This window comes from Actinocorallia sp. A-T 12471, assembly GCF_033875155.1.
GTDB lineage: Bacteria > Actinomycetota > Actinomycetes > Streptosporangiales > Streptosporangiaceae > Actinocorallia.
The window spans coordinates 325107-343597 of sequence record NZ_JAWZTE010000005.1; the positions used below are offsets into that span (position 1 = coordinate 325107).

The 18491-nt window shown below is 71.6% G+C and carries 18 protein-coding genes; 11 read left to right on the forward strand and 7 right to left on the reverse strand.

The genetic code is table 11. The features are described 5' to 3' along the window. The first annotated feature begins 2 nt into the window (after nt 1–2). Genes R9X44_RS17045 through R9X44_RS17070 form a run of 6 tightly spaced genes read left to right on the forward strand, consistent with a single transcriptional unit; the run spans nt 3 to nt 6407 of the window. Nucleotides 3–1019 carry an acyl-CoA dehydrogenase family protein gene (locus R9X44_RS17045; RefSeq protein WP_319815157.1) on the forward strand — a complete coding sequence of 339 codons (1017 nt, stop codon included), beginning with the start codon at nt 3–5 and terminating at the stop codon, nt 1017–1019. Then, entirely contained in the window at nt 1019–2185 is a 1167-nt protein-coding gene (locus R9X44_RS17050; RefSeq protein ID WP_319815158.1) for an acyl-CoA dehydrogenase family protein, read from the forward strand. Before R9X44_RS17045 ends, R9X44_RS17050 begins: the two co-directional genes overlap by 1 nt. A 17-nt stretch (nt 2186–2202) precedes the next feature. Continuing rightward, a complete protein-coding gene (locus tag R9X44_RS17055; protein WP_319815159.1) occupies nt 2203–3384 on the forward strand; it encodes a thiolase family protein in 1182 nt (393 codons plus the stop codon). Further along, on the forward strand, nt 3381–4529 hold the full coding sequence (locus tag R9X44_RS17060) for an acyl-CoA dehydrogenase family protein (RefSeq protein WP_319815160.1): 1149 nt from the start codon (nt 3381–3383) through the stop codon (nt 4527–4529). The genes R9X44_RS17055 and R9X44_RS17060 overlap by 4 nt, the downstream gene beginning before the upstream one ends. Before the next feature lies 1 nt (nt 4530). Next, nucleotides 4531–5583: an acyl-CoA dehydrogenase family protein gene (locus R9X44_RS17065; RefSeq protein ID WP_319815161.1), complete on the forward strand. Its 1053-nt coding sequence runs from the start codon at nt 4531–4533 to the stop codon at nt 5581–5583. Nucleotides 5584–5594: 11 nt separating this feature from the next. Beyond that, nucleotides 5595–6407: an enoyl-CoA hydratase gene (locus R9X44_RS17070; protein WP_319815162.1), complete on the forward strand. Its 813-nt coding sequence runs from the start codon at nt 5595–5597 to the stop codon at nt 6405–6407. 43 nt (nt 6408–6450) lie between these two features. On the opposite strand, the gene R9X44_RS17075 is transcribed toward R9X44_RS17070, so the two are convergent. Beyond that, entirely contained in the window at nt 6451–7275 is an 825-nt protein-coding gene (locus R9X44_RS17075) for an acyl-CoA thioesterase (protein WP_319815163.1), read from the reverse strand. A gap of 146 nt (nt 7276–7421) precedes the next feature. On the opposite strand from R9X44_RS17075, the gene R9X44_RS17080 reads away from it, so the two are divergent. Both R9X44_RS17080 and hppD read left to right on the forward strand, forming a co-directional pair. Beyond that, nucleotides 7422–8615 carry an amidohydrolase family protein gene (locus R9X44_RS17080; protein ID WP_319815164.1) on the forward strand — a complete coding sequence of 398 codons (1194 nt, stop codon included), beginning with the start codon at nt 7422–7424 and terminating at the stop codon, nt 8613–8615. Nucleotides 8616–8776: 161 nt separating this feature from the next. Next, a complete protein-coding gene (gene hppD, locus R9X44_RS17085; protein WP_319815165.1) occupies nt 8777–9982 on the forward strand; it encodes a 4-hydroxyphenylpyruvate dioxygenase in 1206 nt (401 codons plus the stop codon). Between the two features lie 56 nt (nt 9983–10038). On the opposite strand, the gene R9X44_RS17090 is transcribed toward hppD, so the two are convergent. Continuing rightward, a complete protein-coding gene (locus tag R9X44_RS17090) occupies nt 10039–10530 on the reverse strand; it encodes a MarR family winged helix-turn-helix transcriptional regulator (RefSeq protein WP_319815166.1) in 492 nt (163 codons plus the stop codon). Between the two features lie 93 nt (nt 10531–10623). Between R9X44_RS17090 and R9X44_RS17095 the strand changes: the two genes are divergently transcribed. Further along, nucleotides 10624–12921 (forward strand): LLM class flavin-dependent oxidoreductase, encoded by a 2298-nt coding sequence (locus R9X44_RS17095; RefSeq protein WP_319815167.1) that lies wholly within the window; start codon nt 10624–10626, stop codon nt 12919–12921. Between the two features lie 116 nt (nt 12922–13037). Here R9X44_RS17095 and R9X44_RS17100 read toward each other — a convergent pair whose 3' ends face one another. The 4 genes from R9X44_RS17100 to R9X44_RS17115 form a co-directional block, all read right to left on the reverse strand. Continuing rightward, entirely contained in the window at nt 13038–13334 is a 297-nt protein-coding gene (locus R9X44_RS17100) for a hypothetical protein (RefSeq protein WP_319815168.1), read from the reverse strand. An 85-nt stretch (nt 13335–13419) separates the two neighbouring features. Further along, on the reverse strand, nt 13420–13740 hold the full coding sequence (locus R9X44_RS17105; protein ID WP_319815169.1) for a hypothetical protein: 321 nt from the start codon (nt 13738–13740) through the stop codon (nt 13420–13422). Nucleotides 13741–13935: 195 nt separating this feature from the next. Next, nucleotides 13936–15159, reverse strand: coding sequence for a helix-turn-helix transcriptional regulator (locus tag R9X44_RS17110; RefSeq protein WP_319815170.1), 1224 nt, complete (start codon nt 15157–15159; stop codon nt 13936–13938). 644 nt (nt 15160–15803) lie between these two features. After that, nucleotides 15804–16535, reverse strand: a complete 732-nt coding sequence (locus tag R9X44_RS17115) for a hypothetical protein (RefSeq protein ID WP_319815171.1) — start codon at nt 16533–16535, stop codon at nt 15804–15806. Nucleotides 16536–16635: 100 nt separating this feature from the next. On the opposite strand from R9X44_RS17115, the gene R9X44_RS17120 reads away from it, so the two are divergent. Continuing rightward, nucleotides 16636–17262: a YigZ family protein gene (locus R9X44_RS17120; protein WP_319815172.1), complete on the forward strand. Its 627-nt coding sequence runs from the start codon at nt 16636–16638 to the stop codon at nt 17260–17262. A gap of 54 nt (nt 17263–17316) precedes the next feature. Next, a complete protein-coding gene (locus tag R9X44_RS17125; protein ID WP_319815173.1) occupies nt 17317–17691 on the forward strand; it encodes a hypothetical protein in 375 nt (124 codons plus the stop codon). A gap of 21 nt (nt 17692–17712) precedes the next feature. Here R9X44_RS17125 and R9X44_RS17130 read toward each other — a convergent pair whose 3' ends face one another. Further along, nucleotides 17713–18474 carry an IclR family transcriptional regulator gene (locus tag R9X44_RS17130; RefSeq protein WP_319815174.1) on the reverse strand — a complete coding sequence of 254 codons (762 nt, stop codon included), beginning with the start codon at nt 18472–18474 and terminating at the stop codon, nt 17713–17715. Nucleotides 18475–18491 lie beyond the last annotated feature (17 nt).

Sequence of the window (18491 nt, forward strand, 5' to 3'; positions counted from 1 at the left end):
GCGTGGATCTGAGACCGAGTGATGACCAACGGCGGCTGACCGAGGCGTTCGCCGACCTCTATGGCGATCTTGTGACGCCGGACGCGGTGCGGGAGGCCGAGCCGCTCGGCCACCTGCCGTCGCTGTGGTCCCGGCTCCTGCGGATCGGGGCCGTGGACATGGCCGTCGCGTCAGGGCAGGACGGCGAGGCGATCACGCTGCTCGACCTGGCGCTCGTCGCCGAGCGGCACGGCGGGTGCCTGGCCCCCGCGCCGCTCATCGAGGCGCAGGTCGCCGCCCGGCTGCTGGCGCGCCTGCCCGGTGCGGGGCCGCAGGCCGCCCTTGCGGAGATGCTCGCCGGAAAGCGCGTCGTCACGATCGCGGTCCGGCCGGCGTCGGCCGGGTCGGCGGGGCTCGTTCCCGCTGGCGCGATCGCCGACGACGCCCTGGTGCTCGACGGCGACCGGCTGCTGCTCGTGCCGCTGGCGGGCCGGGCCGAACCCGTCAGGAACCTGGGCTGCCTGCCGCTCGCCGACGTCGCCGTCGCCGCGGACGACCCGGCCGTCCTGACGGGACCTGAGGCGCTCGCGCTGTTCGGCAAGGCGGTTGACGAATGGCGGGTCCTGACCGCGGCGGCCCTGTCGGGCCTCGCCACCAGGGCCCTGGAGATCGGCGTCGCCTACGTCAAGGAGCGTAAGGCGTTCGGACGGCCGGTCGGGGCGTTCCAGTCGGTCGCGCACCGGCTCGCCGACCGGGCCTGCGAGGTCGACGGCTGTGAGCTGCTGGTCCGGGAGGCGGCCTGGGCCGCGGACGCCGACCCCGGGCGGTTCGGCGAACTAGCCGCCCTGGCCCTGGGCTTCGCCGCCGAGACCGCGCGCGACACCACCTACGACGCGCTCCATTTCCACGGCGGGTACGGCTTCATGCTCGAGTACCCCGTCCAGCTGTACTTCCGCCGCGCCCGCTCCTGGGCCGCGGTGCTCGAGGAACCGGCGGCCAGCTTCCGGACCGCCGCCGCCCGCGCGGAAGGGGAACTGTGATGGACTTCGGCCTGGGCGAGGGGAGCGAACGGCTGCGGGCGGAGACCCGCGCCTTCCTCGACGAGGTGCTGACCGACGAGATCCTCGAGGAGTGCCACCGCAGCGGCGTCAACCACCATCCCCGGTTCTCCAAGGCGGTGAGCGAGCGCGGCTGGCTCGCCCTCGGCTGGCCGGTGGAGGAGGGCGGGCAGGGACGGTCCCCGCTCGAGGTCCTCGCGCACGCCGAGGAGCTCCAGCGCCGCAACGCCCCGACCTACGGCATCGGCACCACGATGATGGTCTCCCATGTGATCGCGCTGCTGGGCACCGAGGAGCTGAAGCAGCGGATCATCCCCCGCGCGCTCGCGGCGGAGATCGTGATCGCGCTTGGCTTCACCGAGCCGGAGAACGGTTCGGACGCCGCCGCCGCGGCCACCAGGGCGGTCAGGGACGGCGACGGCTGGACGATCACCGGATCCAAGATGTTCACCACGAACGCGCACATCGCCGACTACGTGTTCCTGCTGGCGCGCACCGATCCCGACGTGCCCAAGCACCGGGGCCTGACGACCTTCCTCGTGCCGATGGACCAGCCGGGGGTGGAGATCCAGGAGGTCCGCACCCTCTCGGGCGAGCGGACCAACATCACCTTCTACAACGACGTTCGCGTGGGCGACGACCTGCGCATCGGCGAGGTCGACGGCGGGTGGAAGGTGATGGGCGCGGCCCTGTCCAGGGAGCACGCGAACGGGTTCGTCGGCGAGCAACAACGGCTGCTCGCCGACCTCGTCGCCTGGGCGCGGGAGGCCGTCGGCGAGGACGGCAGGCCCAGGATCGGTGACCCGGCGGTGGCCGAGCGGATCGGCCGCTCCCGCGCCGACATCGAGGTGTCGCTGTTGCTCCAGCGCCGCAGCGTCTGGCTCCAGTCCGAGGGGCTCGACGTGCGGGGCAAGGGCTCGATGGCGAAGCTCTTCAGCACTGAGCGGCTCGAACGCCAGGCCGCCGCCGTCCTCGAACTCGTCGGAGCCGACGCGCTCCGTTCGCGGGGCGAGCCGTCCGCCGTGCGCGGGGGCGGGTTCGAGTACGCCGTCCGGCACGCCAAGGGAACCACGATCTACGCGGGGACCAGCGAGATCCAGCGCGACATCATCGCCCAGCACGCCCTGTCGCTGCCCCGACCCCTTTGACCTTCTTGGGAGCACGCATGTCCGATGCCGTCCTGGTGTCCGCCTGCCGAACCGCGATCGGAACCTCGTTCAAGGGCAGCCTGACCGAGACCACAGCGTTCGAACTCGCCCGCGCGATGATCGTGGAGTCGCTGCACCGGACCGGGCTCGGCCCGGACGAGGTCGACGACGTCGTCCTCGGCGAGTCCATGTACGGCGGCGGAGACGTCGCCCGGCACGCCGCCCTGTCCGCCGGGCTCACGCGGGTGCCCGGCCTCGCCGTCAACCGGCACTGCGCGTCGGGGCTGAGCGCCATCGCCATCGCCGCCGCGAGCATCGCCACCGGAGCCCAGGACGTGGTCATCGCGGGCGGCGCGCACTCCACCTCGACGTCGCCGCGGTCGGCGTTCCGCACGCCGGGGACCGACGACTGGGCCGAAGGATGGATCCCGCCCTCCCACGAGAGCCGGGAGGGCGCGCCGAACGACGACATGAGCATCACGGTCGGCTGGAACACCGCGGTCGAGGCGGGTCTCACCCGGGCGGAGATGGACGCCTGGGCCCACGCCTCCCACGGCCGGGCGGTGAACGCGGGCGACCTCGGCTGGTTCCGCGACGAGATCGTGCCGCTGACCGTGGTCGGCAGGGACGGCGGGCACGCGGTGTTCGAGGTGGACGAGCATCCGCGTCGCTCCACCACCCTGGAGAAGCTGGCCTCCCTGCGCCCGTTGCATCCCGAGATCGACGGGTTCGGCATCACGCCCGGCAACTCCGCCGGCGTGAACGACGGCGCGGCCGCCGTCGTCCTCATGTCCCGGGACCGGGCCGAGGAGCGGGGACTCGCGCCACTGGCGTACGTGCGCGGCTGGTCGACCGTCGCGGTCGAGCCCGAGATGACGGGCCTTGCCCCCGTCCGGGCGATCCCGCAGGCCCTCGACCGGCTCGGCCTGACGGTCGCGGACGTCGACGTCTTCGAGATCAACGAGGCGTTCGCGTCAGTCGCGGCGGCGGCGACGAGGCTGCTCAAGCTCGATCCCGCCGACGTCAACCCCGTCGGCAGCGGATGCAGCCTCGGGCATCCCATCGCCGCCACCGGCGCGCGGATGGTGGTGAGCCTGGTCCACGAGTTGCGGCGACGCGGCGGCGGACGGGGCGTCGCCGCGATGTGCGCGGGCGGCGGCATGGGTGCGGCGATGGTGGTCGAGGTGCCGTCGCGATGACGGGGACCTCGGCCGAGCGCAGGATCGCCGCCTCCCCGCCCGCGCAGGAGCTCATGCGGTTCCTCGGCGACGCGCTCCCGGAGTTCGTACGGGAATGGGGAGATGACCGGTCGCACGCGGCCCGGCTCGACTGGCAGCGCCGTCTGGCGGCCGGTGGGTGGGCCGCGCCGCACTGGCCCGTCGAGTACGGCGGCCGTGGTCTCGGCGTCGCCGACCGGGTGGCCTGCGACCTCGCCTTCGCCGAGCTCGGCGCGCCGGGCATCGCCGGGGTGCTCGGCGTCAACAACGTGGGCCCGACCCTGATGGCCTGGGGCACGCCGGAGCAGAAGGCGTCTCTGCCGCGCATCCTTGACGGCTCGGAGCTGTGGTGCCAGGGGTTCAGCGAACCCGAGGCCGGTTCCGACCTCGCCGGGCTGCGCATGGCCGCCGTCCGCGACGGCGACTCCTACGTGCTCAACGGCCAGAAGGTCTGGACGTCCCAGGGCATGGAGGCCACCCACTGCCAGTTGCTTGTGCGCACCGACGGACGGGCCCCGAAGCACAAGGGCATCTCGGCCCTGGCCGTCCCGCTCGACCTTCCCGGGATCGACCGGCGGCCGCTGCGGCAGATCACCGGCGACGCCGATTTCGCCGAGATGTTCTTCCACGACGTCAGGGTGCCGGTGTCCTGCCTGATCGGGCCGGAGAACGCGGGCTGGAACGTCACCATGACGACGCTGGCGCACGAGCGCGCCGGAGTGATCACCGTCGCCGCGCTGCTGGAGAGCGCGGCGGCGGGCCTCGTCGCCAAGCACCGGCGCGCCGGGCCGGCCGCTCTTGACCACCGGGGAAGGGACGAGCTCGCCGCCCGCTACCTCCAGGCGCGGGTGCTGGCGATGATGGGCGAGAACTCCCTGGCGGACGCCGAGGCGGGCGGCGCGCCAGGACCGGAACAGTCGCTCATCAAGCTCGCGTGGAGCCGGCTCAGCCAGGCGCTGCCCGCGACCGAGATCGCGCTGGCCGGACTCGACGGCCTCGACCCCGCGCCGTCCGGCCCCGCCTGGAACTACCTGCTCGCCCGGTGCAGCACGATCGCCGGCGGAACCACCGAGGTCATCAAGAACATCCTGGCCGAACGGGTCCTCGGCCTGCCTAAGGAGCCCTGACATGGCCGACAGCACAGACGCCGACCTGCGGACGCTGCGCGACTCAGTCCGCGCCGTGCTCGCCGAGCAGGGCGGCGCGCCCGCCGAGGCGTGGGATCGTCGCTCCGGCTTCGACCGCGACCTGTGGGCCCGGCTCTCGGGGGATCTCGGGCTCGCGGGGCTCGCGACGCCGGAGCCGCTCGGCGGATCGGGCGGCGGCTTCCGGGAACTCGCCGTCGTCCTCGAGGAATGCGGCCGCGGTCTGTACGCGGGACCGCTCCTGCCGACCGTCCTCACCCTTGACGCCCTGCTGCACGGCGAACCCGTCGACAAGGACCTCATCGGCGACCTGGCGGGGGGCGGGCGTTTGGGAGCCGTCGCGCCGTCGCTGCCCGCGGCGGTCAGCGAGATCCGCTGGGCGGACGGCGGGCTCGTCGGCACGGCCAGGCATGTCGTCGGGGCCGCCGACGCCGACGTAGCGGTCGTCGAGGTCGGCTCCGGCGAACTGTTCCTCGTCGACCTCAGGGCGCGGGGCGTCACGGTCGCTTCGCGGACGGTGCTCGACCCCACGCGCGGGCTCGCCGACATCTCCTTCGACGGCGCGGCGGCCGTCCGGCTGGCGGGCGAAGACGGCGCGCGCAGGCTCCGCTGCGCCGCCGCGGTCGCGCTCGCCTGCGAGCAGGTCGGCGGAGCCGAGGCCGCGCTGGAGGCGGCCGTCGCCTACGCCAAGGTCCGCACGCAGTTCGGCCGCCCGATCGGCTCGTTCCAGAGTGTCAAGCACCTGCTCGCCGAGATCTACCTCGATGTGGAGTCCGGTGCCGCGGCCGCCCGCCGTGCCGCCGCGGCCCTTGACGACGACGACCCGGAACTGGAGATCCTCGCGAGCATCGCCAAGGCATGGTGCTCGCGGATGTACACCGAGGCCGTCGAGGGCGGCCTCCAGGTGCACGGCGGCATCGGCTTCACCTGGGAGCACCCCAGCCACCACCACCTCAGGCGCGCCAAGACCTCCGAACTGCTGTTCGGGGACTGCGGGCGGCACCGAACCCATCTGGCCGACCTGCTCGGCCTGTGACAGGAGGAGCTGTGAGCAACACCGACAAGGCCCTTGTCCTGTACGACGTCGCCGACGGCGTCGCCACGATCAGCCTGAACCGCCCGGAGGTCGCCAACGCGCAGAACCCCGAGCTGCTGCACGCGCTGGACGGCCTGTGGCAGCGGGCGGCCGACGATCCCGAGGTGAAGGTGATCGTCCTTCGCGGCAACGGCAGGCACTTCTCCTCCGGGCATGACCTGAGCACCGGTGATCCGCTGACGCCACGCAAGTTCACGGTGAACGAGATCTACGCGACCGAGGCGAAGCAGTACCTGGAGTACTCGCTGCGGTGGCGCAACGTGCCCAAGCCGTCGATCGCGTCGGTGCAGGGCGCGTGCATCGCGGGCGCGCTCCTGCTGGTGTGGCCGTGCGACCTGATCGTGGCCGCCGACGACGCGAAGTTCTCCGACCCGGTCGTGGCCATGGGCATCGGCGGGGTGGAGTACCACGGCCACACCTGGGAGCTCGGCCCCCGCCTGGCCAAGGAGATCCTCTTCACGGGCCGTGCGATCAGGGCGGACGAGGCGCTGCGGATCGGCATGGTCAACCGCGTCGTCCCCGCGGCCGACCTCGACGCCAGCACCCGCGAGCTGGCGTTGGACATCGCGGCCAAGGACGCGTTCGCGCTGCGGATGGCCAAACGCGCCGTCAACCAGACGCTCGACGTCCAGGGGTTCACCACCGCGGTCCAGGCCGTCTTCGACATCCACCAGCTCGGCCACGGCAACGCCGTCACGGTCAGCGGGCTGCCCGTCCTGGTCGGCCTCGAGGGGATGAAGTCGGAGATCGCCCGGCGCGGTTGAGCACGGGTGGGCCGAGCGGGTCGCCGACCGCCCGGCCCGCCGCTCAGCCGGTGACCGGCGCGACCGGCCTGACCATGGACTCCTGGGCGAAGGACGCCACGAGCCGGCCGTCGGCGGTCCACACGTGACCGCCGCCGAAGGCGCGCCCGGCGGACATGACGGGCGCGGCCTGGTCGACAAGGAGCCACCCGTCGAGCCGGAACCCCTGATGGAACCACATGGTGTGGGAGGTGACAGCCGAATGGAACGCGATGCCGGCGTCCTCCTGGGACAGACCCTCGACGGGCAGCAGCGCGGTGCCGATCACGGTGAGGTCGGTGGCGTGCGCCAACAGCGCACGGTGGAGCCAGGGGTCGTCCGGCAGCGGCTCGGGGACACGGGTCCAGAAGCGGTAGCGGGCGGGGCGGACGTCGCGCCGGGTGAGGTCGGTGTCGCCGACCACCCGGATCTCCCACGGCACCATCGGCAGGTCGAGCGGGACCGCGTCCCGTGGTGATCCGGCCTCGGGGGCGGGATCGGACCTCTCGATGCCGGGCTCCGGCCGGTGCAGGGAGGCACTGGCGAGACTGACGAGCCGCTCCCCCTGGACGGCCCGGACCCCGGCCGTGGCGAAAGTCCGGCCGGCCTGGTGCACCGTCGTCCGGTATTCCATCGGAAGGGTCACGTCGCCCTCCCGTGGGAAATGCTGGGTGAAGGACTTCAGCTCCTTTCCCTCGGCGATCTTCTGCAGCGCCATGATGGTCTGGGCGAGGATCTGCCCACCGAATACCCGGCTGTAGTCGAGCGCGAGGTTCTTGCCCGTGAAAACTCCCTCACCTGTGGTTTCAAGGTCGAGACGGTCGCGGAGATGGGCCAGGTCGAACGTCATTCGAGCGCCTTTCTGTTCGGCTTCCGGACGCGGACGCAGCGTATCCGTCATGGTCTGGTAATGAAAAGACTTCCCTGGCCCTTGGTTAGTTGGTAATGTCATTACCCGAACCGGTCCGAACGTTCCCCGACCTTGAGGAGAATGACATGCCGTCTCGTGAGCTCGCCTTTCCGGTGTTCGACGCCGACAACCACCTGTACGAGACACGTGAGGCGCTCACCAAGTTCCTGCCCGACCGGGCCAAGGGGGCCATCGACTACATCGAGGTCAAGGGCCGCACGAAGATCGTGGTCCGGGGCCACATCAGCGACTACATCCCGAACCCCACGTTCGACGTCGTCGCGCGCCCCGGCGCGCAGGAGGACTACTTCCGCAACGGCAACCCCGACGGCAAGTCCTACCGCGAGATCATGGGCGACCCCATGAAGGCGATCCCCGCCTTCCGCGAGCCGGCCGCCAGGCTGAAGGTCATGGACGACCTCGGCCTCGACTACTCGCTGATGTTCCCCACCCTGGCCAGCCTGGTCGAGGAGCGGATGAAGGACGACCCCGAGCTCATCCACGACGTCATCCACGCCCTGAACCAGTGGATGCACGAGACCTGGTCCTTCGACTACGAGGGCCGCATCTTCGCCACCCCCGTGATCACCCTCCCGATCGTCGACCGGGCCCTCGCCGAGCTCGAATGGTGCCTGGAGCGCGGTGCGCGCACGGTCCTGGTGCGGCCCGCGCCGGTGCCGGGCTTCCGCGGCTCCCGGTCGTTCGGGCTCCCGGAGTTCGACCCGTTCTGGGACGCCTGCGTGAAGGCCGGCATCCCCGTCTCGATGCACGCGTCCGACAGCGGCTACAACGAGTTCCTCTCGGCCTGGGAGCCCGCGGGGGAGTTCACCCCCTTCCGGCCGACGGCCTTCCGGATGACCGCGATGGGCAAGCGCCCGATCGAGGACACGGTGTACGCCCTGACCTGCCACGGCGCGCTCTCCCGCAACCCCGACCTGCGCATCCTGTCGATCGAGAACGGCGCGGACTGGATCCCCCACGTCTTCCACGCGCTGTCGGACACCTACGCCAAGATGCCCTCGGCGTTCCTTGAGGACCCGATCGCCGCCTTCAAGCGGTGCGTCTACGTCAGCCCGTTCTGGGAGGAGAACTTCAAGGAGCTCGCCGCCCTCGTCGGCGCGGACCGCGTCGTCTTCGGCTCCGACTGGCCCCACCCCGAGGGCCTCGCCGACCCCGTCTCCTACGTCGACGACCTCGCCGGCATGCCCGAAGACGACATCGCCAAGATCATGGGCGGCAACATGATGCGCCTGTTCAAGGTCGGCGCACACGCCGGGTGACCCCTGCGTGTCGCGGTACTGGCGATCTGTCCACCTCAGGCCGTCCCGCACTCGCCAATCTGGCCACTCTGCCCAGGAGGAACCGGGCAGGTTGTGCAGAAGTGGGTTCTTCGTCTTGACTCAGCGCCAACCTCAAGGTGCGCGGAGAAAGGCGAAGGCCCATGTCACGCAACGACACCCTGACCAACGCGGAGGTCCTCGCCGACCTCGACCTCGACACCGTCAAGCGCCTCGTCGGCCTGGTCGAGTACGACGCCGCGGCCGACCCCTTCCCCGTGACGGGCTGGGACGCGGCGGTCTGGGCCGTCGGCAACGCCACCCAGACCGCCCACTTCTTCCAGTCCGCGTTCGGCATGGAACTCGTCGCCTACTCCGGGCCGGAGACCGGCGAGCGCGACCACGTCTCGTTCGTGCTGCGCAGCGGCGCCGTCCGGTTCGTCGTCAAGGGCGGCGTGGCCCCGGACAGCCCGATCGCCGCGCACCACGCCCGGCACGGCGACGGCCTCATCGACATCGCGCTCGAGGTCCCCGACGTGGACAAGTGCGTGGCGCACGCCCGCCGCGCGGGCGCGACGGTGCTCGAGGAGCCGCACGACGTCGCCGACGCGCACGGCACGGTCCGGATCGCCGCGATCGCCGCCTACGGCGAGACACGGCACACCCTCGTGGACCGCAGCCGCTACACCGGCCCCTACCTGCCCGGGTACGTCGCGCGCACGTCGTCCTTCCGCAGGCGCGAGGGCGCGCCGAAGCGGATGTTCCAGGCGCTCGACCACATCGTCGGCAACGTCGAGCTCGGCGAGATGGACCGCTGGGTCGCGTTCTACAACCGCGTCATGGGCTTCACCAACATGGCCGAGTTCGTCGGCGACGACATCGCGACCGACTATTCGGCGCTGATGTCGAAGGTCGTCGCCAACGGCAACCACCGGGTGAAATTCCCCCTGAACGAGCCCGCGATCGCCAAAAAGAAGTCGCAGATAGCCGAGTTCCTCGAGTTCTACCAGGGCCCGGGCGCACAGCACCTCGCGCTGGCCACCGACGACATCCTCCGCACCGTCGACGCCCTGACCGCCGAGGGCGTCGAGTTCCTGGCGACCCCCGACTCCTACTACGAGGACCCCGAGCTGCGCGCCCGCATCGGCGACGTGCGCACCCCCATCGAGGAACTCCAGAAGCGCGGCGTCCTCGTCGACCGCGACGAGGACGGCTACCTCCTCCAGATCTTCACCAAACCCACCGGCGACCGCCCCACCGTCTTCTTCGAATTCATCGAACGCCACGGCTCCCTCGGCTTCGGCAAAGGCAACTTCAAAGCCCTCTTCCAAGCAATCGAACAAGAACAACAAACCCGAGGAAACCTCTGACCACTTGGTGGTGACGCGGGCGTCCAGTCTTTTTGCTGTGAAGTGGGGGGCAGGGGTCAGGGGAGGGGTGGGGGGAGGACTTCTGTGCAGGGGTCGGTGTTGGGGGAGGCGGTGGAGGCGGCGCGTTCCAGGAGGGTGAGGAGGAGGGTTCTTTCGTTGGGGGCGAGGCCGCGTAGGAGGTCGGCTTCGGCTTCGGTGACGCGGGCGTCGAGGTCGGCGAGGACGGCGCGGCCGTGGTCGGTGGGGACGATGCGGCGGGCGCGTCGGTCGGCGGGGTCGGGCGTGCGGCGTAGGAGGTCGCAGCCTTCGAACGCGTCGAGCAGGTAGGTCATGACGGTGCGGTCGATGCCGAGGCGGGCGGCGAGTGCCGCCTGGGTGGGCGGCGTCCCGTGCGTGACGGCGGAGAGGACCTGGTAGCCGCGGACGCCCTGCGGGAGGTCGCGCGCGATGTCCTCGACCCGCTCGTGCCACTGCCTGAGCAGCACGGTGAGCGTCCAGCCGAGCGTGGACGGCTGGTGCGCCGCCTGCGGCCTCTCCCCGATGGTCACGCGCCCAGCCTAGCCGGAAATACGCTGCGACTCAGATATGTTGCCGAGCATATAGTCTGTAGGGCAGATTATCTTTGCAGAAGAGAGTGCGACATGACGGACTACGGCCACGACCTCGTGTTCGGCGCGTTCCTCACCCCGCAGAACCGCGACCCGCAGGGCCCGGTCCGGCTCGCCCAGGCCGCCGAGACCGCCGGGCTGGATCTCGTGACCTTCCAGGACCACCCGTACCAGCCGGGATTCCTTGACACCTGGACGCTGCTGTCGTGGGTCGCCGCGCGGACCGAGCGCGTCACGGTCTCCGGGAACGTGCTCAACCTGCCGCTCCGCCCGCCTGCGGTATTGGCCCGCGCGGCGGCGTCGCTCGACCTGCTGTCGCAGGGCAGGTTCGCGCTGGGCATCGGCGCGGGAGGGTTCTGGGACGCGATCGAGTCCATGGGCGCGCAGCGGCTCACCCCGGCCGAGTCGGTCACCGCGCTGGAGGAGGGCCTGGAGATCATCCGGGGCATCTGGGCCGCGGACGAACGCGGCATCCTGCGCGTCGACGGCGCGCACCACCGGGTCAACGGGGCGAAGCGCGGCCCCGCGCCCGCGCACGACATCCCCGTCTGGCTCGGCGCATACGGCCCGCGCATGCTCCGGCTCGTCGCCCGCAAGGCCGACGGCTGGCTGCCCAGCCTCGCCTATCTGAAGGACGGCGACCTGCGCCGCGGCAACGCCCTCATCGACGAGACCGCCGCCGAGGCGGGCCGCGACCCGGCCCAGATCCGCCGCCTGCTGAACATCGGCGGCGAGATCTCCGCGGAGTCCCAGGGCTTCCTGCGCGGACCCGTCGCACAGTGGACGGAGGAGCTGACCGCCCTGGCGCTGGAGGACGGCATCGGCACCTTCGTCCTCGCCTCCGACGACCCGGGCGCGCTCCAGGTCTTCGGCGCGGAGATCGCCCCCGCCGTGCGCGAGAACGTGGCCCGCGAGCGCGCCAAGGCCGGGACGGTGCCCGCGTCGTCCCGGCGCGGGTCTGCCGCGCTCGAGCTGCGCCGCCCGGGGATCGACTACGCCAGGGTGCCCGCGAGTCTCGCCGGCGACGCCGTCGAGCCGGGCGACCGGGAGTACGCCTCGGTGCGGCACAACTATCTGCGGTCCGGGTCGCCGGGCCTCGTCCTGCGCCCGGGGACGACGGACCAGGTCGTGGAGGCGCTCGGCTACGCGCGCTCCCAGGACGTGCCGTTCGGCGTGCGCTCGGGCGGCCACGGCATCAGCGGCCGCTCCACCAACGACGGCGGCATCGTGCTCGACGTCGGCGCGCTGAACGGCGTCGAGGTCGTCGACCTGCGGACCCGGCGGGTACGGCTCGGCGCGGGCGCGACCTGGGGCGCGGTCGCCGAGGCGCTGACCCCGCACGGGTGGGCGATCAGCTCCGGCGACTTCGGCGGCGTCGGCGTCGGCGGGCTCGCCACCACGGGCGGGATGGGCTTCCTCGGCCGGAAGTTCGGGCTGACGATCGACCACGTGGTCGCGGCGGAGGTGGTGACCGCCGACGGGAGGGTGCTGCGCGCGTCCGCCGAGGAGAACCCCGACCTGTTCTGGGGACTGCGCGGCGCGGGAGGCAACCTCGGCGTGGTGACGTGGGTCGAGATCGAGGCGATGGAGCTCGGCGACGTCGTCTTCTCGCAGATGACCCTCGGCGCGCGCGACATCTCCGGGCTCCTCCAGCGCTGGGGCGCGGCGGTCGAGGCGGCCCCGCGCGAGCTGACGAGCTTCCTCGTCCTCTCCCCGCCCCGCGGCGGCCGCGACGCGGTCGCCCAGCTGATGACCGTCTACGCGGGCGACGACACGAACACCGCGGTCAAGGAGCTGGAACGGCTCGCCGAGGCGGGCCCGCTCCTCGACCACCAAGGCTACCTCCTGCCCTACGCCGGGGTGGTGCCGCCCGCCGACAAACACCACACCGGCGGGGGAGACCCCGCGGTGCGCTCCGGCCTCGTCACCCACCTTGACGAGGACGTCAGCCGCGCCTTCGCGGACGCCGCGCGTTCCGGAACGCCCTACTTCCTCCAGATCCGCGCCACCGGCGGTGCCGCGCACGACCTAGCCCCGGACGCGACGGCCTACCCCCACCGTCACCAGAACTTCGCCCTCACCGCCATGGCCGCCGACCAGTCCTCGCTGAACGCCGTCTGGGACTCGCGGGTCGCGCCGCACACCGACGGCCTCTACCTGTCCTTCGACACCGACACCCGCCCGGAACGCCTACTCGACGCCTTCGGCACCACGGCCCTGTCCCGCCTACGCCACCTCAAACACACCTACGACCCCACCAACCTCTTCCACGCCAACTTCCCCATCCCCCAACACAACCCTGACCCCACCCGCACCCGGCCCGCAGACTGACGCCACCCCACCCAGAGGAGCCCAGACAACGGCACCGATCTTCGGGTGGGGCCTCGCTGCTTTCCGGGCGCGTAGGGTGGAATGCGCGGGGTGGGGCGGCATGAACGCCCCCACCCCTACCTTGTGCAGCCGACTCTCAGCCGGATAATCCCCGCCACGGACCCCAACCCGTCATGCGTCCCGACCAAATCGTCGGTCTCACCGCCGTTGAGGTGGGCGTAATACTCCGCGGGCTCGTCTCCCCGCTGCCGCACCCACACCCGCAGCAGGGCCCCCGTCGGGCCGGTCACGACCACGGAGTCGTGCGCGATCGTGTCGCCGAGAGCGGCCCGCACATCCGGATGCCCTCCCAAGGCGTGGAGCAGGTCGTGGGCTTCCGCGCTCCGCACGAGCCGCAGCGGCTTCTCGGTCACGACAGCCTCGGCACGAGCGCGGCCACGGCCACCCCGGCGAGGGTGACGAGCTGCACCACCGTGACGGCCGCCATCGCCCCGGCCGTCACGGCCGTTCCCGCTGCCCGGCCGACGAGCAGCACGGCCGCCGGTCACGGAGATGGTCCCGGGCGGCGGTGACGGTGCACTCGGAGCCCATCGACCGGTGGACGTCGGCGAGTGCCTGCGCGGCCAGTTCGGAGGCCAGCGCGCGACGGGTGTCCTCCATGAGGGTGGGGGACATGCCTGCCGTTGTCTGGGCGTCGGTGAGGTCGGCCCGGGTCGCCATCCACGCCCCGCCGTCCGCGCGCCACAGCCGCCACTCGGGGTACCGCGCTTGGAGGACCGAGAGGTCGACGGCGTCTTGCTCGGTCTGGGTGTAGGTCATCGCGCGTTCCTCCCGGAGGGGGAGGGGCAACAGCAGCCACCCGCGCCATCACAGATTGTCATGTGCCCATCTCAGCGTGAGACCGCGCGGGGTACCACCGGCGTAGCGTCCTAGTCGCGTGGCCGCATACTGCCGCCCTCGGACACCACGTCCTACCCGCGCCGGATCGGACGGGCGCGGGTAGGACGCAGCGTCCTAGTCGAGGCCGACCGCCCGGACCAGCCGCCGCGTCACCGGGCTCACCCGAGTCTCCAGCTCCCGCACGTCCGCGACGAGGCTCCGCGCGAGGGTCTGCTGGGCGAACCAAGCGGGCGCGCGGCGCTCGGCTTCGTCGAGCCGGGCGGCGGCCGTTCGCGGGCGGCGCATGTCCACCTGTGCCTGGGCGACGTCCAGCAAATGACGGCAGTGGGAGATCCCGCGCAGATCACCCGGCCGGACGCGCGCGGCTTCCTCCAGCGCTGCGCCCGGCTCCCCGCTGCCGACGTGGGTGTAGACGGTCTGCATCCGGACCGTCGCCGCCCCGAACGAGGTCCCGTAGATCGGCGTTCGGCGGCCGATTCTCTCGGCAGCAGCGCCCGCCATGCTCAGGTACTCCGCCGCGTCATGGCCGACCATGCTTCCCTGCCCGCTGCGGGCCGCCACCACCCGCGCACCGGCCGCCGCCATCAGCAGCAGCCCCCACGCGGCCAGCCGCGTCGCCGGGTCCGTGAATCCCGGCTGGATCTGGCGGGCGGCGTCGTACGCGACGGTCTCGGCTTCGGCGAGCCGGCCTTGGCGCAGCATCACCCATGAGTAGGTGCCGTGGATCGTCGCCCACAGCAGTTCGTCGTCGCCGAGCGCGGCGACGCCGATGCCGCGTTCGGCGGCGATGGCGGCGAGGTCGCCGCGACCGATCTGCGCCATGAGGGACGCAGCCAGCTCGTATGCCTGCGCGAGCGGGCCTGCCGCCTGCGGGCCAAGGGAACGGTGGGTGAGCCGCGCGTCCGCGATGAGGCCGGGCACGAGTGCGGAGACGCCCGCGAGGTCTCCGACCCAGTAGCGATCCCACCCGGCCGCGACCGTCTGTTCGAGGTCGGCGATGGGGGTCGGCGTCCCGTCGTCGTCGGCGTCCAGACCGCCGAACCCCGGAAGCAGGGACGGCGACAGGAGTGCGTCCCGAACGGCCAAGACGCCGCCGCCGATGTCAGGCTCGCCGAACGCGAGCCGGTCCCGTCCATCCGTGAGCGCTGACAGTTCGACGTCGAGGGCGCGCGCGAGCGCCATGAGGCTCCAGACCCGCGCGGACGTGCGCCGGTTCTGCTCGAGCTTGGACACGAGGTCGACGCTTACGCCTGCCCTCGCTGCGAGCGCCTCCTGGGTGATCCCGCGTTCTTTCCGGGCCCGCTTGAGCCGTTCGCCGATCGTGTTACCGTCATCCATAGTCCCGCCCTTCCTTGTGGTGTCTCGACAGCTCCCACGGTAGGTGCGGGACTTCGTTTTCAGCAGGAGTTCGCCGCGAAACATGAGCCCCGCCGTCCATCTCGGGCGGCGGGGCTCCGTCGTTGCACCTCTGACCAGGCGCTATGCGGTATGTGCTTTAAATAGCTTCTCTTTCAACATGCTGTTTAAAGCACATACTTTGGGGCGGTGAGCGCTGGGTAATTCCGAGGGCCGCGTTCGCGGGCCGGGCATGCCGAGCGGGTGGGTGGGTGGGCCCCGGGGGTGTACCCGGCCCCGGGGCCCTTGGGTGCTCGTGTCCGCCGGGGGGTTGGGGTCGGGGATCAGATTTCGTTACGGTGTGCTCTGCCTTTGAGCTACCGCGCCGGGTGGAGGCGCAGACCGGACTCGAACCGGCATCCCATCGTCCTGGGTCCCCGGCCGGAAGCCGGTGGTGAGCGGTGTGTGCTGAGACTGGAGCGAGAGTCTGAGATTGACGGGGCTGCCTCTGCCACTGGGCTACCCCGGCACGGGTGCCGGGGACGGGAATCGAACCCGCGCTGTCGCCGCCTTCAGACTGAGCGTCATCCTCAGCTTGCCGGGCCTCGCGGCCCGTCCCCCGCGCTCCAGGCGGGGGAGTCTCGGGGTCAGTCGAGCAGGTAGCGGAAGACGGCGTCGCCGACGCGGCGGTCGGTGACGTCGATGCCGTTGGCCTCCTCACGGGCGAACTTCACCGCGGCGGTCAGCCGCTCGGCGCGTTCCTTGAGCTCGTTGACGCGGCGGGCCGGGAGGGCCCCGGAGAAGCCGACCTTCGTCCAGGTGCCGACGATGACGTCCTCGGTGTAGGTCTCGACCTGGGCGGGGTGCTTGTCCGTCGCCTCGTACAGGACGTGCGCGCGCGGCACCTTCTTGGTCCGCGTGGTCCTGACGGGTTCGGCGCGCCACTGGTCGGCGGACTCGTCGAAGACCCAGGTCTCGGCGGCGTCCAGCAGCGGCAGCTTGGCGATGAACGCCTGGAGTTCGGTGAGCTGCTTCTCCAGGAACAGCAGGTACGTGACCGGGACGTCGGACAGGACTGTGGTCCCGTCGACGACGACGTCGGCGCGGGCCTCGCAGTTCGCCCAGTCCTTGGTGGCGACGACGTCGAACAGCCGCGCCAGCGACGCGCCCGCCTCGCGCAGCACCTCTTCGGCCCGCACCTGGACCCTTGTCGACTCCGCGGGCAGCGTTTCGCCCTCGTCGTCGCTGGGCTGGTAGGTCCGCGAGATCCCCGACAGGAGCACCGGCTTCTGCAGCCGGTTCTGCGCCTCGGCGAGATCACGCTGGGCGCGGGACTTGGTCCCCTTCTCCACCGCGATGATCTGGTTCAGCTTGGTCACGTCACGGACGATACGCACCCCTCCCCGCCGCTGTCGCTCCATTTATCCGCGACGCCCACCGCGACCCGGTTCCGGGGGCGGCCGTAGACTCGGGGGCACGATGCGGATGATTCGGAGGGCGGGGTCACACGAGCTGGTGATCCGTAAGTCGCGGTTTGTTTGCACTTTGGCGCGGGTGCGTAGTGAGGCCGAGGTTGTGGAGTTTCTGGGGGGTCATCGGCGGGCGCATCGGGATGCGACGCACAACTGCACCGCGTATGTGCTGGGGGAGCGGGGGGAGATCACTCGCAGCAGTGATGACGGGGAGCCGGCCGGGACTGCGGGGATTCCGATGCTCGAGGTGCTGGTGCGCCGGGGGCTGACCGACACGGCAGCGGTGGTGACGCGGTACTTCGGCGGGGTGAAGCTGGGGGCGGGCGGTCTGGTGCGCGCCTATGGGGAGGCGGTCGCGGCGGCCGTGGACGCGGTCGGCGTGGTGGAGCTGCAGCCCGTACTGACGGTCACGGTGCGCGTCGAGCACGCGCTCGCGGGCCGCTTCCTTGGCGACCTGCACGGCCGGGGCCACCAGCCGGACGACGTCCGCTACGGCGTCGCCGTGGAAGCCGACGTGGCGGTGCCGGTCGCAGAACTTGACGAGTTCGAAGCGTGGGTCGCCGGAGCCACGGCGGGCAGAGCGTCGATAGAACGCGGCGCAGCGGGCTTCGTAGAGGTCCCCGTCACCGACTGACCCGGGCCCGATAGCCTGTCGCGGTGCGGACAACGGTCTACGGGAGCGGCCACGATGGTTGACGCCGACGACGTGCGCAGGCTGGCGCTCGCGCTGCCCGACGTGGTCGAGATCGACAGTGACGGCTTCGACTTCGGGGTCTCCGGCAAGGGCTTCGTCTGGTCCTACCCCGAGCGCAGACCGGGTGAGCCGCGCGGCATCCGGATCGACATCGCCGTCCTGTACGTCGGTGACGAGGCGGAGAAGCAGGCGCTGCTGCTCGGCGAGCCGGACCGCTTCTTCACCACCCCCGCCTACGACGGACTGCCCCTGGTCATGCTCCGGCTGGAGACGGTCGACGTCGCGCGCCTGGAAGAGCTCATCACCGACGCCTGGCGCATGCGCGCCCCCGACCTCGAGTCCCCGGCCGACCCGCCGAGCCCGAGATGACCTCGGTCGAGAGCCGCGTCGTCAGTCCGGGCGGCCGGTCCAGCGTTCCTCCGGGGACAGAAGGACGATCTCCAAAGCGCGCGCACACGCGTGCGCACGCGTGACGAACCAGGCGAGCCGCGCCGTCGTGATCACCGCAGGGGTGGACCTGACGGCAAGCGCATACCGGGCATGTCCGGCACGGTCCAGCACGGGGACGGCGAGCGTCCTCACCCCGTCCTGTGACTCGCCGTCGTTGACGGCATAACCGTCCTCGCGGACCTGGGCCAGCTCCTCCCGCAGCTCCGCCGGGTCCACGATGGTGCGGTCGGTCATCGCGGGCAGCGGTCCCAGGTCGTCGAGGTCGCTCGGCGGCGACCAGGCGAGCAGGACCTTGCCCAGCGCCGTCGAGTGCAGCGGGCGGCGCAGCCCGAGGCCGGTGTCCGGCCGGACGGAGTCGCCGACGAGGATCAGCGCCTCACGCTCGGAGTGCATGGCGAGGTCGACGGTGGTCGAGGTGGCCCTGCCGAGCGCGGCGAGTTCGGGCCCGGCCCGGTGCAGTCCGCGCTGGTGGAAGCCGAGCTGGCCGAGTTCGGCGACGGTCGGGCCGAGCCGGTAGCGGGCCCCGGCGGCGTCCTGTTCGAGGAAGCCCGCGGTGACCAGCGACCGCGCGAGCCGGTGCGCGGTCGAGGTCGACAGCTCAAGACGCCGGGAGAGTTCCGAGATGCCGAGCGTCGGCCCGCCGTCGCGGAACGCGCGCAGCACCGCGAGGGCCCGGTCGACGGACTGTGTTCGCTGGGTCATGGTGCCCTTTCCCGTAT